The organism is Pseudomonas sp. GW821-FHT02A11 (assembly GCF_059421985.1).
Genome location: NZ_JBWKWB010000013.1, coordinates 133,533 through 149,267 on the forward strand (window position 1 = coordinate 133,533; position 15,735 = coordinate 149,267).

Here is a 15,735-nt window from a genome sequence, read left to right on the forward strand (position 1 = left end):
ATCAGTCACTGAGCAGGCGGCCTGTGCGCAACGGGGTGCGGCCCGCCACCTTGGCCATCCAGAAACCCGGCTGGGCGTAACGCAGTTTTTCGATGGCGAACAGCACACCGGCGGTGCCGGCGTACATCGTGGTCGCGCGATCGGTCAATGGATCGACCACCTCGAACAGCGGCTCGCCCGGCTCGACCCAGGCACCCGCCGGGCGCAGGAAAGTCAGGACACCCGGGTGCGGCGCGTAGATCATTTCGGTGCCTTCGAAAGGCATGCCTTCGCAGGCCTCATGGCTTGGCTGCGGCCAGTCGCCACTGATCAGGCCCTGCTCGGCGAGGAACGCCAGAATGCCCTCGGCGTAGGCGCAGGCCTCGGTCTTGCCAGTGTTGGACTGGCCGCCCAGCTCCAGCGTGGTCGACATGCAAGCGAACGGAATCTGCGCGTCGGGAAATTGCTTGGCCAGTCGCAGCCACGGCAGCGAGCAGGCTTCGTCGAACGAGCTGCCGCCCGAATCTTCGGCCAACAGACCAACGCTGACACCCAGGTGCGCCGACAATGAACGCCATTGCGGCCAGTGCTGGGGCAAGGCGTACATGTGCAGCGCGGCATCGGTGTCGCAGTGCAGATCGAGGACGATGTCGGCGTTGCAGGCGTGGCTCAGCAGCAAGCGCTGCATGCCCGCCAGTTCGCTGCCCGCAGGCGGCAACTGATCGAGCACATCGGCCATGGCCTGACGAATCAGCCGCACGTTAGCGTGAGGGTCATCGCCCAGCTTGCCGGCCAGCAGCTCGGCCACCGGCGCGCTCAGCTCGGTGAAATCGCGGTTGAAGTTCTTGCCGCTGCCGTATTCGAAACGGCCCTGGTGGTTGCCCTGCAGCAACTGCCCCAGCCCGATTGGATTGGCCACAGGCACCAGTTCGATGACGCCGTTGAGCAGGCCTTGGTCTTCGAGCTCTGTCAGACGCTTTTTCAGTTCCCACGCAGTGCGCATGCCCGGCAGCTCATCGGCGTGGAGGCTGGCCTGGATGTAGGCCTTGCGCTCGCCCTGACCGAAACGGAACACGCTCAAAGTGCGCTGCGTGCCCAGGTTGCCCCAGGGCAGATCGTGATCGATGCGTTGCATATCAGTGCTTCCTCGGTGCGAGGTAACTGAGCCAGCGGCGCTCGGCCAGCTTGAACAGTTTCACCAGAATGAAGGTCAGGCACAGGTAGAACACGCCCGCCGTGATGTACGCCTCGAACGGCAGATAGAACTGCGCGTTGACCGTACGCGCCGCGCCGGTGATGTCGATCAGGGTGACGATGGACGCCAGACTCGTGGTCTGCAGCATCATGATCACTTCGTTGCTGTACTGTGGCAGCGCCCGGCGCAGGGCGGAGGGCAGCAGGATGCGGCGGTACATCTTGGACTTGGACATGCCCATCGCCCGCGCCGCTTCGATCTCGCCGGGCGGCGTGGATTTCAGGCTGCCAGCGATGATTTCAGCGGTGTAGGCACTGGTATTGATGGCAAACGCCAGGCAAGCACAGAAGGTCGCGCTGGACAGCCAGGGCCAGAGGAAGCTCTCGCGAACCGCTTCGAACTGCGCCAGACCGTAGTAGATCAGGAACAGCTGCACCAGCATCGGCGTGCCGCGAATCACGTAGGTGTAGCCCCAGGCCAGCAGGTTGACCCAGGCGACTTTGGAGACGCGCATCAGGCCCAGCGGCAAAGCTGCCAGCAGACCGAAAAAAAGCGACAGCGCCAGCAGCTTGAGGGTGATCAGCAGGCCGCCGAAGTACAGCGGCAGGTTTTCCCAGACGACGTTGTAATCGAAGATCATAGGTCTGCCACCCTTACGCCGGCCGAGTAGCGTTTCTCGATGTGACGCAATACCAGCAGCGAGACGCTGGTGATCACCAGGTACATGGCCGCGACTGCGAGGAAGAAAGTGAAGGGTTCGCGGGTGGCGTCGGCCGCCTGCTTGGCCTTGAACATCATGTCCTGCAGGCCGACCACAGAGATCAGGGCGGTGGCCTTGGTCAGCACCAACCAGTTGTTGGTGAAGCCTGGAATCGCCAGACGAATCATCTGCGGCACCAGGATGCGAAAAAACACGCGAGAACTGCTCATGCCATAGGCCATGCCGGCTTCGGACTGCCCCTTGGGAATGGCCATGAACGCGCCACGGAAGGTTTCAGAAAGGTACGCACCGAAAATGAAACCCAGCGTGCCGATACCGGCCATCAGCGGGTTCAGGTCGATGTAGTCGTCGTGACCAAGCAACGGCGCGACGCGGTTGAGCAGGTCCTGGCCGCCGTAGAAGATCAGCAGGATCAGCACCAGATCCGGGATGCCACGAATGACGGTGGAGTACAGGTCGCCCAGCCAGGCCAGCCAGCGCACCGGCGACAGGCGCAGCGACACCCCGATCAGACCGAGCACGATGGCCAGTGCCATGGAGCACAGGGCGAGCTGCAGGGTCAGCCATGCACCGTCGAGGATGACGGCTCCGTAGCCTTTCAACATGTAGTGTGGCCCTCGAGCGCGGGATAGAAAAATGGCGCGATCAGAAGGATGAAGACCCTGCCGATTGCGCCATTACGGACAGACGTCGACTTACTTGCCGTAGATATCGAAGTCGAAGTACTTGTCCTGGATCGCCTTGTATTTGCCGTTGGCACGGATGGCGGCGATGGCGGCGTTGATCTTGTCCAGATCGGCCTTGTCGCCCTTGCGCACCGCGATGCCTACGCCGTCGCCGAAGTAGTTGACGTCGGTGAAGGCCGGGCCCACGAAAGCGTAGCCCTTGCCCGAATCAGTGTTCAGGAAGCCATCTTGCAGCAGGGTCGCGTCAGCCACGGTGCCGTCCAGACGACCGGCGCCGATGTCCAGGTAGATCTCGTTCTGCGAGCTGTATGGCTTGATTTCGGCGCCCAGCGGAGCCAGGACTTCCTTGGCGAAACGCTCGTGGATCGAACCACGTTGCACGCCGATGTTCTTGCCCTTGAGCTCGGTCAGGCTGTCGCTGACGACGGTGCCCTGCTTCATGACCAGACGGGCCGGAGTGTTGTAGTACTTATTGGTGAAGTCGACAGACTTCTTGCGGTCTTCGGTGATGGACATCGAGGACAGGATGGCGTCGATCTTGCGTACTTTCAGCGCCGGGATCAGGCCGTCGAATTCCTGCTCGACCCACACGCACTTGACCTTCATCTCTTCGCACAGGGCGTTGCCGATGTCGTAGTCAAAACCCACGATGCTGCCATCCGGCGCCTTGGAGGCGAATGGGGGGTACGCCGCTTCGATGCCGATCTTCAGGGGCTTTTCATCGGCGAACACAGGCTGTGCCAATACGGACAGCGCCAGCGCACCCAGCAGCATGAGCTTTTTCATTCTTGGAACTCCATCGGTATAACGCGACAAATGGCAGTGAGCGAAACGCTCAATGTGCAGAAGGAATATCTGAAATTGCGACGCGAGGTGCCGTCGAGTCTCAGGGCTCGACAGGCCTTCGGCGAGTGATCGGCATTTTAGCGGCAGGCTGTAAGTCGATATTTCTTCAATGCGACAACTAGTTACAGAAGCACCGAGAAACCCGATCAGCCTGATTGACAGCCCAGAAATTTCATGCCTGAGCCTTGAGCGGCAAACCTATCAACTAAGCAAATAACGCGCCCATTATTGGCAAAGCCTTCTAATCCGGCAAGTCTGGCGTGGCGAACGGTGATTGCGCGGCGATGAGCTGCACCGATTTCGGGGGGATATGCCTCATTTCGGGGCGCGAGGTTACACGCGCGGATGAGGCGGTAACAAATCGATATATATCTCAGTCATCACAGTGATCCAATGTGCACGGACTCACTGTGGGAGCGAGTTCATTCGCGAAAAAATCGTCTGAGCGATAGGGATGTGCCGGATGTACGGACGTCTCGCGAATGAATTCGCTCCCACAGATCCTCCTCCTCGCCCGCTAGCTCCGTACACGGCGGAAATGCAGCGCAAAAAAGCCCCGCCCGGCTTTCACCGAACGGGGCGTTTCACCCCTGCATGCCTCAGGCGACGTTCATGGTCTTGTGCGTCTCGACCAGGTGCGACACCACACCCGGATCGGCCAGCGTCGAGATATCACCCAACGCATCGTACTCGCCGGTGGCGATCTTGCGCAGGATGCGGCGCATGATCTTGCCCGAGCGGGTCTTCGGCAGGCCCGGGGCCCACTGAATGACGTCCGGCGAGGCAATCGGGCCGATTTCTTTACGCACCCAGTTGCGCAGCTCGACACGCAGCGCTTCGTCCGGCACTTCGCCGCCGTTGAGGGTGACGTAGACGTAGATGCCCTGCCCTTTCAGGTCGTGCGGCACGCCCACCACTGCGGCTTCGGCGACTTTCGGGTGCGCAACCATCGCGCTCTCGATTTCCGCGGTGCCCATGCGGTGGCCGGAGACGTTGAGCACGTCGTCGACGCGACCGGTGATCCAGTAATAGCCGTCTTCGTCGCGACGGGCGCCGTCGCCGGTGAAGTACATGCCACGGAAGGTCTTGAAGTAGGTGTCGACGAAACGGTCGTGATCGCCGTACAGGCTGCGGGACTGGCCCGGCCATGAATCGAGGATCACCAGATTACCTTCGGCGGCGCCTTCGATCAGGTTGCCGAGGTTATCCACAAGGGCCGGAATCACACCGAAGAACGGCTTGGTCGCAGAGCCCGGCTTGAGCGCAGTGGCGCCCGGCAGCGGGCTGATCAGCACGCCGCCGGTTTCGGTCTGCCACCAGGTGTCGACGATCGGACAGTTCTGTTTGCCGACGGTGTTGTAGTACCAGTTCCAGGCTTCCGGGTTGATTGGCTCGCCCACCGAGCCCAGCAGGCGCAGGCTCGAACCGTCAGCGCCTTCAACGGCCTTGGTGCCTTCAGCCATCATCGCGCGGATCGCGGTCGGCGCGGTGTAGAGAATGTTGACCTTGTGCTTGTCGATAATCTTCGACATGCGGGTGATGTCCGGGTAGTTCGGAATGCCTTCGAACAACAGCGTGGTCGCGCCATTGGCCAGCGGGCCGTAGACGATATAGCTATGGCCGGTGACCCAGCCGACGTCGGCAGTGCACCAATAGATTTCGCCCGGCTTGTAGTCGAACACACGCTCGTGGGTCAGCGCGGCGTACAGCAGATAACCGGCCGTGGTGTGCAGCACGCCCTTGGGCTTACCGGTAGAACCGGAGGTGTAGAGGATGAACAGCGACTCTTCGGCGCCCATTTCTTTCGGCGCGCAGGTGGACGATGCCACTTCCAGCAGCGAGTGATACCAGATGTCACGATGGCGGTTCCACTCGATGTCGCCACCGGTGCGCTTGCACACGATGACTTTCTGTACGCTGCTGGTTTCAGGGTTGGTCAGGGCGCGGTCGACGTTAGCTTTGAGCGCTGTGCGCTTGCCGCCACGCAGGCCTTCGTCGGCGGTGATCACGACTTTCGATTTACAGTCGATGATGCGGCCCGCCAGGGCTTCCGGCGAGAAGCCGCCGAACACCACCGAATGAATCGCACCGATGCGCGCGCACGCCAGCATGGCGACCACGGCTTCAGGGATCATCGGCATGTAAATGGTGACCACGTCACCGCGGTGTACGTCCTGACCACGCAGGGCGTTGGCGAACTTGCAGACTTCTTCGTGCAGTTCGCGGTAGGTGATGTTGCGGCTTTCGGAAGGATCGTCGCCTTCCCAGATGATTGCGACCTGATCGCCACGCTCGGCCAGATGACGGTCCAGGCAGTTGTAAGAAACGTTCAGGGTGCCATCGGCGAACCACTTGATGTCGACGCGGTGGTCGTCGAAGGAGGTCTGTTTGACGGTGGTAAAAGGCTTGATCCAGTCCAGGCGCTGAGCCTGCTCGCGCCAGAAGCCATCGGGGTTGACCACCGACTGCTGGTACATGGCCTTGTAGGTCGCCTCGTCAGTGAGCGTGTTTGCTGCCACTTCAGGGCGGACGGGGTACAGGGAAGCCGCACTCATCTTTCTTACCTCGGTGGAAATGTTGTTTTTGTATGGACCTTTTGTATCCGCCGATGGCTCAGAAAGCCATTCGACGATGGTCTTACCGGCCTTCAGCATAACGCCGAAAAGCCCTCAAGTGCCCCGTGCGTGGCAAATATTCATGTTCTAACTACGACCAAAGAACTAGACCGCGCAGGCCGCAATCGCCCGTGTTGGCGATTATTACCGGAATGCTCAACAGTCTTTATCAAAATGGTTTCTATATAACTTTCAGGCAGCGGCCTAGAATTCGTTCTGCCAACACGGCAAACGATTGACAACTCACAGCCCCCCACACTGGCTTGTCGATCCCGCAACTTTGACACTTATCAACTGGCTTCACACAGAGCCCCACAAAGGTTGTGTGCACCCTGTCGAGCGCAATACCCGTTCGACACTATTGATGAAGCAACTTAGAGGAAACACGTAATGAAAGCTGCAGTGGTTGTAATGGCTCTTTGTGGTTTCAGCGCCATGGCAATGGCAGAAGAATCAGGCGCCAAAGTCGCCAGCCAGCAACAACGTATCGAGCACTACACTTACTCGACCAAACTGGACATCGCCAAGGTCATCTCCGTGGACGAAGTGCCTGACGTGTGCAGCGTAGTGCCCCAGCACATGACCTACGAAGACTCGCAAGGCCAGCGCCATGTCATGGAATACATGGTCATGGGCAACGGTTGCAGTAACGGCTGATCGTTAGATGATGAACGCCCCGACAATTGATTGTACGGGGCGTCACGCTTATTGAACTTGCCCAATTCCATAGTGCTTCAACTTATTGGCGATCGTTGTATGCGATACACCCAGGCGTTTACCCAATAAACGACTGCTGGGATGCGCCGTATAAAGTTGTTCAAGTACTGCCTTTTCAAATCGCCCGACAATCGCTTCCAACGCACCTTCCAATGAGAAATCCGCCAATGGCTGATGCACGCCATAATCGGGCAGACGAATATGTTCAGCCTTGACCACACCGCCTTCGCACAACGAAACCGCTCGGAACAAGACATTTTCCAGCTGCCGGACATTACCCGGCCAGTGATAGTGACCCAGGCGCTCCATGGCGGCAGGCGCAATGCGTGGCAACGGGCAACCGATCTGCCGACTGGCCTGATCAAGGAAATGCTGCACCAGCGGCTCCAGACCGTCGAGGCATTCGCGCAGTGGAGGGATGTGCAGCGACAGCACGTTGAGGCGGTGATAGAGGTCCTGGCGAAACTCGCCCCGGGCGCACAGCTCGGACAGATCGACCTGAGTGGCGCAGATCACCCGCACATCCAGATACACCTCTTCATCACTTCCGACACGACGAAAGCAGCCTTCCTGCAGATAGCGCAGCAGTTTCGCTTGAAGCCGCGCGCTCATTTCCGCCACGCCGTCGAGAAACAACGTACCGCCCGCCGTGAGCTCCAGTAGCCCCAGCTTGCCTTCGGCCCGCGCACCTTCGAACGCACCCGGCCCATAGCCGAACAGCTCGGTTTCGGCCATGGACTCGGACAACCCGGCGCAATTGAGCGCCATCATCGGCGACTGCCCGCGCGGGCTCGCCAGATGACAGGCCCGCGCCAACAGCTCTTTGCCGGTGCCGGTTTCCCCTTCTATTAATAGAGGCGCATCCAGTGGCGCCATGCGCCGGGCTTCGCGAACCACCGCGGCCATGACTTTGGAGCTCTGGAAGATGCTGTCGAAACCGCGCAACTCCTGCTTGCGTACCTGGTAGATGTGCTCGCCGACCCGATCCGCTCGGTGCAGGGTCAAGACCGCGCCGGCCATGGCTTCGCTGTCTTCGTGCTCGGATTGCAGCGGCGCGATGTCGGCGAGAAAGACGTCGCCCTTGACCTTCACCCGCAGGCCGTTGATGCGCGAACGATTGGCGCGCACCAGTTGCGGCAAGTCGAAATCCTCGGCGTAGCGCGACAGCGGGATGCCGGGCACTTCATCGACGCGCACACCCAGCAACTGCGCAGCGGCGCGGTTCGCCGCGACGATCGAGCCGCCCATGTCGATGGACAACACAGGAAACTCCAACGCCCCCAGCAATGCATTCAACTCCATGTGCCTACGCTCGCTGGGCATCAACCCCACACGCCTGACGCCGAAGACGCCGGGGATGGTCTCGAATTTCGGCACCAGCGCCTGAAACTGCAGATTGATCAGATTCGGGCAGCGCAGGTAAATCGCATCGCCATGCTCGCCCCCCACTTCCCCGCCGGACACGTTGACGCCGTAGGCGACCAGCAATTGGAGGATATCGCGCAGGATGCCGACGCGGTTCTGACAGTGCACTTTGATACGCATGGCGGGTCGACTCTTGCAAGCAGGCTGACTTTTTTGGAGCAGGACGAAGTTTATCGTCAAGAATACGTTACAGCACAGCAGCAAAACGGCTCTTTACGATGCAGATTTCGCGCTGTCAGCACTTAGCTGTCAGGATTTCTTTACAGACTTGTCGTTTTAATGCCCCAAAATTCGACGCCCAAGCCACTGCAACCCTTATCAAATCCGCTATCTATAGCCCTGAGCGGGGGAACAACCTGCCACGCATCGCTCCAAACAAGAACAATCCATTCAGGAGAGCAGCATGGGTACGCAGTACGTCGCCCGGGAACCGGACACCAGCGGCTTCATCGACTACCCCGACGTCGAGCACGAGGTCTGGAATACCCTGATCACCCGTCAGTTGAAGGTGATCGAAGGTCGCGCCTGCCAGGAATACCTCGATGGCATCGAGCAACTGCAGTTGCCCCATGACCGCATTCCTCAATTGGGCGAGATCAACCGAGTGCTCGACGCCACCACAGGCTGGCAAGTCGCGCGGGTGCCGGCGCTGATTCCCTTCCAGACCTTTTTCGAGCTGCTGGCCAGCAAGCGATTCCCGGTCGCCACCTTCATTCGCACCCGTGAAGAACTGGACTACCTGCAAGAGCCCGACATCTTTCACGAAGTTTTCGGACATTGCCCACCCCTGACCAACCCTTGGTTTGCAGAATTTACCCACACCTACGGCAAGCTCGGTCTGGCAGCCAGCAAAGAGCAGCGGGTGTATCTTGCCCGTCTCTATTGGATGACCATCGAGTTCGGGCTGGTGGACACCGCACAAGGGCGCAGAATTTACGGTGGCGGGATTCTGTCCTCGCCCAAGGAAACGGTGTACAGCTTGTCGTCGACGCCGGCGCATCAGGCCTTCGATCCGATCGAAGCCATGCGCACGCCGTATCGCATTGACATTCTTCAACCGCTGTATTTCGTGCTGCCGGACCTCAAGCGTCTATTCGACCTCGCCCACGAAGACATCATGGGCATGGTCCAGAGCGCGACGCAGCTGGGCCTGCATGCGCCGCGCTTCGAGCCCAAGCCTCAAGCTCAAATAGCACAGCCTCAAAAAACATCAGTCGCCTGAAAAAGGACATCTTTATATGACCGCCCTCAACCAAGCCCACTGCGAAGCCTGCCGCGCCGACGCCCCGCAGGTCAGCGAAGCCGAATTGCCGGACCTGCTGCGCCAGATTCCGGACTGGAACATCGAAGTCCGTGATGGCGTGATGCAGCTGGAAAAAGTCTATCTCTTCAAGAATTTCAAATTTGCGCTGGCGTTTACCAACGCGGTCGGCGAAATTGCCGAGGCCGAAGGTCATCACCCCGGTCTTCTGACCGAATGGGGCAAAGTGACCGTGACCTGGTGGAGCCATTCCATCAAAGGGCTGCACCGCAACGACTTCATCATGGCCGCCCGCACCGACGAGGTGGCCAAAGGCGCCGAGGGCCGTAAGTAAATGCATTTTTCACAGATTCAGCGCGTACCGGACGATCCGATCCTGGGCTTGATCCAGGCGTATGCCAAAGACCCGAACCCGAACAAGTTCGACCTGGGTGTGGGCGTGTACAAAGACGCGCAGGGCCTGACCACCATTCCCCGCGCGGTCAAGCTGGCCGAACAGCGTCTGGTGGACTCGCAGCCGACCAAGACCTACATCGGCGGCCATGGCGAGCCACGTTTCGGCACGCTGATCTGTGAACTGGTCATGGGCGCCAACTCGCCGCTGATCCAGCAAAGCCGTGTCGGCGCCACCCAGACCCCGGGCGGCACCGGCGCGCTGCGTCTGTCTGCCGACTTCATCGCCAATTGCCTGCCGGGCAAGGGCATCTGGCTGAGCGACCCGACCTGGCCGATCCACGAAACCATCTATGCCGCCGCGGGCCTGAAGGTCAGTCACTATCCCTACGTGGGCAGCGACAACATCCTCAACGTTCAGGCCATGCTGGAAACCCTCAACACGGTGCCGGAAGGCGATGTCGTGCTGCTGCACGCCTGCTGCCACAACCCGACCGGCTTTGACCTGAGCCACAATGACTGGCATCAAGTGCTCGATATCGTCAAACGCCGCAACCTGCTGCCACTGATCGACTTCGCCTACCAAGGCTTCGGCGACGGCCTGGAAGAAGACGCCTGGGCAGTACGCCTGTTTGCCGCCGAGCTTCCGGAATTGCTGATCACCAGCTCCTGCTCAAAGAACTTCGGCCTGTACCGTGAACGCACTGGCGCTTTGCTGGTGTGTGCCGTTAACAGCGAGAAGCTGGCGGATGTGCGCAGCCAGTTGTCGGCGACCGCGCGCAACCTGTGGTCCAACCCACCGGATCACGGCGCCGCCGTGGTGGCCGAAATCCTCGGTGACCCGGAACTCAAAGCCCTGTGGGCCGATGAAGTCGAAGACATGCGCAGCCGCATCGCGCAACTGCGTCAGGGCCTGGTCGAGGCATTGACGCCGCTGGGCCTGGGCGAGCGCTTCGCTCACATTGGCGTGCAACGGGGCATGTTCTCCTACACCGGCATGAACGACGACCAGGTCGCCCGCCTGCGCAAGGAGCACAGTGTTTACATGGTTGCGGCGGGGCGCGCTAACGTTGCAGGCATTGATGCTACACGGCTTGATGCGCTGGCGGCGGCGTTCGCGGCGGTGTGCAAGGACTGAGACCTGCCACTCTCTGTAGGGACGCGCTTGCCCGCAATTGGGATTTTTCTGTGCCACATCGGCTGGCTGAAGAACTGCCATCGCGGGCAAATGCGTGCCTACGGGTTAGGGTTTTGTATGCATGAAACTTCCCCACTACATGACCAACGGCCAGCATTAAAAGTCGGACTGTCATCTGTTGTGCTGTATTCTCCCCTTGCGTTTTTTGGACGCGCTGCCTGATCGGCAGCTCAGGGAAGCCCGCAAATAAGCGCAAGGCCTCTTGCGGGCTGAACGAAGCAACTTGTGAGGAGCGACAGACGATGCATGAAATCCCAAACTTCCCCTTCCCAAGCCAAACCCAGCAAAGCGCAGCAGCCCGACAGGAACTCGGTCAGCCGATCGAGATGAAAGCCGGTGCGAAAGATGGTGATAGCAAGAAAGCCCAAGGCCAACGCTGAGGGATGAATGTTCAGCCCCTATGCAAGAGCGTCTGTCAGGCGTACTTCCATAAGGGCTGAATGCTTCGAGACCAGAACCCATGACCGAATTTACCGAAACCCAGGCGCAGGCCCTCATCGGTACCGCCGAGAAAATGATCGAGATCTGGGCGCGCCTGACCCCGGAAAAACAACAAGCGTTGCTGGCCCGCTTCGGCACCCAGGAAAACGCCCTCGCCGCCCTCGTCACGACACACCTCGTGGCACCCGCCACCGAATAATCGCGACAATCCATTCGGGTCCGGTTCTACGCTGATTCAACCTTCGACTGCCCCAAGCGAAAAAGCCTCGCTATCATGTGGCATCGCTTGACGTTCAAGCGTCTACGCTTCATTCAGTTTGTGCCCCCGCATCACCTCTCCAGTCGTAACCGTGGATCGAGCCCATGCCAGACGCTTCCAGCGCCGCAACACAACGCCCCATCGCCGTCACCCTGCAGGTCGTATCGATTGTCCTGTTCACCTTCATCGGCTACCTGAACATCGGGATTCCCCTGGCCGTCTTGCCGGGCTACGTGCACACGGACCTGGGCTTCGGCGCGGTGACGGCGGGTCTGGTGATCAGCGTTCAATACTTGGCAACCCTGCTCAGCCGTCCACAAGCCGGGCGCATCATCGACAACAAAGGCTCCAAGAAAGCGGTGATCATCGGCCTGTTCGGCTGCGGCCTGAGCGGCGTGTTCATGCTATTGGCCGGATGGCTCGATGCCTGGCCGATGGTCAGCCTGATCTGCCTGTTCGTGGGTCGCCTGGTGCTGGGCAGCGCGGAAAGCCTGGTGGGCTCAGGCTCCATCGGCTGGGGCATCGGTCGCGTGGGTGCGGCCAATACCGCGAAAGTGATTTCCTGGAACGGCATCGCCAGCTACGGCGCGCTGGCCATCGGTGCACCCGTGGGCGTGCTGCTGGTGAAATCCCTGGGACTGTGGTCGATGGGCGTGAGCATCATTCTGCTGGCCGCATTGGGGATATCCCTGGCCTGGAAGAAAACCCCGGCGCCTATCGTGCACGGTGAGCGGATGCCATTCCTGCACGTGCTCGGTCGCGTGTTGCCTCACGGCACGGGCCTGGCACTCGGGTCGATCGGTTTCGGCACCATCGCCACATTCATCACCTTGTATTACGCGAGCCACACCTGGCCCAACGCGGTGCTGTGTCTGAGCCTGTTCGGGGCCTGTTTTATCGGCGCGCGATTGCTGTTCGGCAACATGATCAACCGCATCGGCGGGTTTCGCGTAGCGATTGCCTGCCTGTCAGTGGAGGCGTTGGGCTTGCTGCTGCTGTGGCTGGCACCCAACCCGAACCTGGCACTGGCCGGTGCTGCGCTGACGGGCTTCGGGTTCTCGCTGGTGTTCCCGGCGCTGGGGGTCGAGGCGGTAAATCTGGTACCCGCGTCCAGCCGAGGGGCGGCTGTGGGGGCTTATTCGCTGTTCATCGACCTGTCGCTGGGCATCACCGGCCCGGTAGCAGGGGCCGTAGCCTCGGGCTTTGGCTTCTCGTCGATCTTTCTGTTCGCGGCACTGGCATCGCTGGGCGGGTTGGGGTTGAGCGTCTACCTGTACAAGCAGGCGAAGGTGATGCGGGAGAAAGAAAAGGTTTCGGATCTGTAAACGATCAGAAATCGACCTTCCCCCGCCCTGCCTTGATCGACCCGCGCTTGGACTTTGATTCCAGCCTGCGGGTCTTGGAACCCAGCGTCGGCTTTGTCGGCCGACGCTTCTTCTCGACCTTCGCCGCACTGACGATCAGCTCGCTCAGCCGTTCCAGCGCATCGGCGCGGTTCTGCTCCTGCGTGCGGTATTGCTGAGCCTTGATGATGATCACGCCATCGCTGGTAATCCGACTGTCACGCAGCGCCAGCAACCGCTCCTTGTAGAACGGCGGCAACGACGAGGCGTTGATATCGAAACGCAGATGCACCGCGCTGGACACTTTGTTGACGTTCTGCCCGCCAGCGCCCTGAGCACGGATCGCGGTCAGTTCGACTTCGCTGTCGGGCAGATGAACGTTGTTGGAGATGATGAGCATGGGGGTTGCCTAAAAACCTGTAGGAGTGAGCTTGCTCGCGATCGCGTAATGACTGCGACGGACACATTTGCCTGAGACACCGCAATCGCGAGCAAGCTCACTCCTACAACGGTCGTGGCGACTGACACGCCGCAGCCAGTTTACTTAACGATCGAGGAGCGCTGCGCCATGGAGCCTGTGTCGGCATGGCGTTTGTTCTTGATCACGTAGAACACCCACATCGCCACCAGCCACACCGGAATCGCGTAGACCGAAACGCGGATCCCCGGAATCATCAGCATGATGCCTAGAATCAACACCACGAAGGCCAGGCACAGGTAGTTGCCGTAGGGATACCACAACGCCTTGAACAGCGGTTGCTGGTCCTTGCGCTGCATGTGCTGGCGGAACTTGAGGTGCGAATAGCTGATCATCGCCCAGTTGATCACCAGCGTGGCGACCACCAGTGACATCAGCAGCTCCAGCGCGTTTTGCGGGATCAGGTAGTTGAGCAGCACGGCGATCAGCGTCACCGCCGCCGACACCAGAATCGCCCGCACCGGTACGCCACGGCCATCGACCCGCGCCAGCGACTGCGGTGCATCGCCCTGCTCGGCCATGCCGAACAGCATCCGCGCGTTGCAATACGTGCCGCTGTTGTACACCGACAGCGCGGCGGTCAGCACCACGAAGTTGAGAATGTGTGCCGCCGTGTTGCTGCCCAGCATTGAGAACACATGCACGAACGGGCTGCCGCTGTAGGCATCGCCCGAGGCATTCAGGTCAACCAGCAGCGCGTCCCACGGGGTCAGCGACAGCAGGACCACCAGCGAGCCGATGTAGAAAATCAGAATGCGATAGATCACCTGATTGATGGCCTTGGGAATGATGGTTTTCGGCTGATCGGCCTCGGCTGCGGTGAAACCCAGCATCTCCAGGCCGCCGAAGGAAAACATGATGAACGCCAGCGCCATCACCAGCCCGCTCACTCCGTTGGGGAAGAAACCGCCGTGATCCCACAGGTTACTCACCGACGCCTGAGGGCCGCCGCTGCCGCTGACCAGCAGGTAGCTGCCCAAGGCGATCATGCCCAGAATGGCCACGACCTTGATGATCGCGAACCAGAATTCGGCCTCGCCGAAGACTTTGACGTTGGCCAGGTTGATGACATTGATCATCACGAAAAACACCGCTGCCGACGCCCAGGACGGGACTTCCGGCCACCAGTACTGCACGTATTTGCCGACTGCGGTCAGCTCCGACATACCCACCAGGATGTACAGCACCCAGCAGTTCCAGCCAGACAAAAAGCCGGCGAAACCGCCCCAATATTTGTGTGCAAAATGGCTGAAGGACCCGGCGACCGGCTCTTCGACGATCATTTCACCCAACTGGCGCATGATCATGAAGGCGATGAAGCCGCACAGGGCGTAGCCGAGAATCATCGACGGACCCGCCGATTTGAGAACCCCCGCCGACCCCAGGAACAAGCCTGTGCCGATGGCGCCCCCCAGGGCGATCAGCTGGATATGGCGGTTTTTGAGACCACGCTTCAAGTCACCTGAATGGGACATGTGTTCACTCATTTCATAGTCACCTTGTTGTTCTTGTCTGTGACGGAATCGAACCCGTCGCGCTCATGACGCGGCGGAGTGAAAACGGGGTGGATAAACCCCGAGTTGGGTGGCGTCCATACGCCAATGCTTCACAGAAAAAACGCGGCGCATTGTACACCCTCAACTGCGCAGGTGGCCGTCAAAAAGCTGTGCATGTGATCAGAGTGAGCGTTTTGCTACGCCGTTATTTATCGGCCAGGTGAAGGCCCTGTGTGAGCGAATTCATTCGCGAGACGGCGATACAACCGACAAAGATGTGTCGGATGTAACGGCCTCTCGCGAATGAATTCGCTCCCACAGGAAAAAGGCACACGCAATCGGCCAACAGTCGGCAAACAAAAACGCCAGTCACAGGGACTGGCGTTTTTTCACATCAAGCCTCGATCACTCAGGCTTGCGGCGACCGAAGCCCGGACGCTGACCTGCACCGGCCGGTGCGCCGCGACGCTTGCCCGACGGGGTCTTGTCGTCGTCCACTAGCTTGATGCCAGGACGGGTGGTCTTAGGCTTGGCCGGGCGCTTGTTCATCTCGCTCGGACGCTCAGCCACGGGCGTGCCACGGCTGTTGTCGCTGCGCCCCCCGGCCGCCGGACGCGGCGTACGGGCCGGACGAGCACCGTCAGCCGGCTTGCGCGCCGGGCGCTCGCCGTCAGCCATGCGC

General features: G+C 60.2%; 14 protein-coding genes and 1 pseudogene. 6 read left to right on the forward strand and 9 right to left on the reverse strand.

The window, feature by feature from the left end:
* Position 1: 1 nt before the first annotated feature.
* From AC07V9_RS18870 to acs, 5 genes are all read right to left on the reverse strand, one after another.
* Positions 2 to 1,114 (reverse strand): succinylglutamate desuccinylase/aspartoacylase family protein, encoded by a 1,113-nt coding sequence (locus AC07V9_RS18870; RefSeq protein WP_495017170.1) that lies wholly within the window; start codon positions 1,112 to 1,114, stop codon positions 2 to 4.
* A gap of 1 nt (position 1,115) precedes the next feature.
* Complete coding sequence (locus AC07V9_RS18875) at positions 1,116 to 1,814, reverse strand: ABC transporter permease (RefSeq protein ID WP_495017171.1); 699 nt, start codon at positions 1,812 to 1,814, stop codon at positions 1,116 to 1,118.
* Positions 1,811 to 2,500: an ABC transporter permease gene (locus tag AC07V9_RS18880; RefSeq protein ID WP_495017172.1), complete on the reverse strand. Its 690-nt coding sequence runs from the start codon at positions 2,498 to 2,500 to the stop codon at positions 1,811 to 1,813. The genes AC07V9_RS18875 and AC07V9_RS18880 overlap by 4 nt, the downstream gene beginning before the upstream one ends.
* 90 nt (positions 2,501 to 2,590) lie before the next feature.
* A complete protein-coding gene (locus tag AC07V9_RS18885; RefSeq protein ID WP_495017173.1) occupies positions 2,591 to 3,367 on the reverse strand; it encodes an ABC transporter substrate-binding protein in 777 nt (258 codons plus the stop codon).
* 659 nt (positions 3,368 to 4,026) lie between these two features.
* On the reverse strand, positions 4,027 to 5,982 hold the full coding sequence (gene acs, locus AC07V9_RS18890; RefSeq protein ID WP_495017174.1) for an acetate--CoA ligase: 1,956 nt from the start codon (positions 5,980 to 5,982) through the stop codon (positions 4,027 to 4,029).
* Between the two features lie 450 nt (positions 5,983 to 6,432).
* Here acs and AC07V9_RS18895 point away from each other — a divergent pair, with 450 nt between their 5' ends.
* Positions 6,433 to 6,699, forward strand: a complete 267-nt coding sequence (locus tag AC07V9_RS18895; RefSeq protein ID WP_495017175.1) for a DUF2790 domain-containing protein — start codon at positions 6,433 to 6,435, stop codon at positions 6,697 to 6,699.
* A 48-nt stretch (positions 6,700 to 6,747) separates the two neighbouring features.
* Here the strand turns inward: AC07V9_RS18895 and AC07V9_RS18900 are convergent, their stop codons facing one another.
* The gene (locus AC07V9_RS18900; RefSeq protein WP_495017176.1) at positions 6,748 to 8,304 is read right to left on the reverse strand and encodes a sigma-54-dependent transcriptional regulator; all 1,557 of its coding nucleotides are present in this window, start codon (positions 8,302 to 8,304) and stop codon (positions 6,748 to 6,750) included.
* A gap of 283 nt (positions 8,305 to 8,587) precedes the next feature.
* On the opposite strand from AC07V9_RS18900, the gene phhA reads away from it, so the two are divergent.
* From phhA to AC07V9_RS18925, 5 genes are all read left to right on the forward strand, one after another.
* Entirely contained in the window at positions 8,588 to 9,406 is an 819-nt protein-coding gene (gene phhA, locus AC07V9_RS18905) for a phenylalanine 4-monooxygenase (protein ID WP_495017177.1), read from the forward strand.
* Positions 9,407 to 9,422: 16 nt separating this feature from the next.
* The gene (locus AC07V9_RS18910) at positions 9,423 to 9,779 is read left to right on the forward strand and encodes a 4a-hydroxytetrahydrobiopterin dehydratase (protein ID WP_495017178.1); all 357 of its coding nucleotides are present in this window, start codon (positions 9,423 to 9,425) and stop codon (positions 9,777 to 9,779) included.
* A complete protein-coding gene (locus AC07V9_RS18915) occupies positions 9,780 to 10,976 on the forward strand; it encodes an amino acid aminotransferase (RefSeq protein ID WP_495017179.1) in 1,197 nt (398 codons plus the stop codon).
* 520 nt (positions 10,977 to 11,496) lie between these two features.
* Entirely contained in the window at positions 11,497 to 11,676 is a 180-nt protein-coding gene (locus AC07V9_RS18920; protein ID WP_495017180.1) for a hypothetical protein, read from the forward strand.
* 164 nt (positions 11,677 to 11,840) lie between these two features.
* Positions 11,841 to 13,061, forward strand: a complete 1,221-nt coding sequence (locus AC07V9_RS18925; RefSeq protein WP_495017181.1) for an MFS transporter — start codon at positions 11,841 to 11,843, stop codon at positions 13,059 to 13,061.
* A gap of 4 nt (positions 13,062 to 13,065) precedes the next feature.
* Here AC07V9_RS18925 and arfB read toward each other — a convergent pair whose 3' ends face one another.
* The 3 genes and pseudogenes from arfB to AC07V9_RS18940 all read right to left on the reverse strand — a co-directional run.
* Positions 13,066 to 13,479: an alternative ribosome rescue aminoacyl-tRNA hydrolase ArfB gene (gene arfB / locus AC07V9_RS18930; protein ID WP_495017182.1), complete on the reverse strand. Its 414-nt coding sequence runs from the start codon at positions 13,477 to 13,479 to the stop codon at positions 13,066 to 13,068.
* Between the two features lie 140 nt (positions 13,480 to 13,619).
* Positions 13,620 to 15,044, reverse strand: coding sequence for an amino acid permease (locus AC07V9_RS18935; RefSeq protein WP_495017183.1), 1,425 nt, complete (start codon positions 15,042 to 15,044; stop codon positions 13,620 to 13,622).
* Positions 15,045 to 15,458: 414 nt separating this feature from the next.
* A pseudogene (locus AC07V9_RS18940) lies at positions 15,459 to 15,735 on the reverse strand (23S rRNA pseudouridine(2605) synthase RluB); the annotation flags it as partial.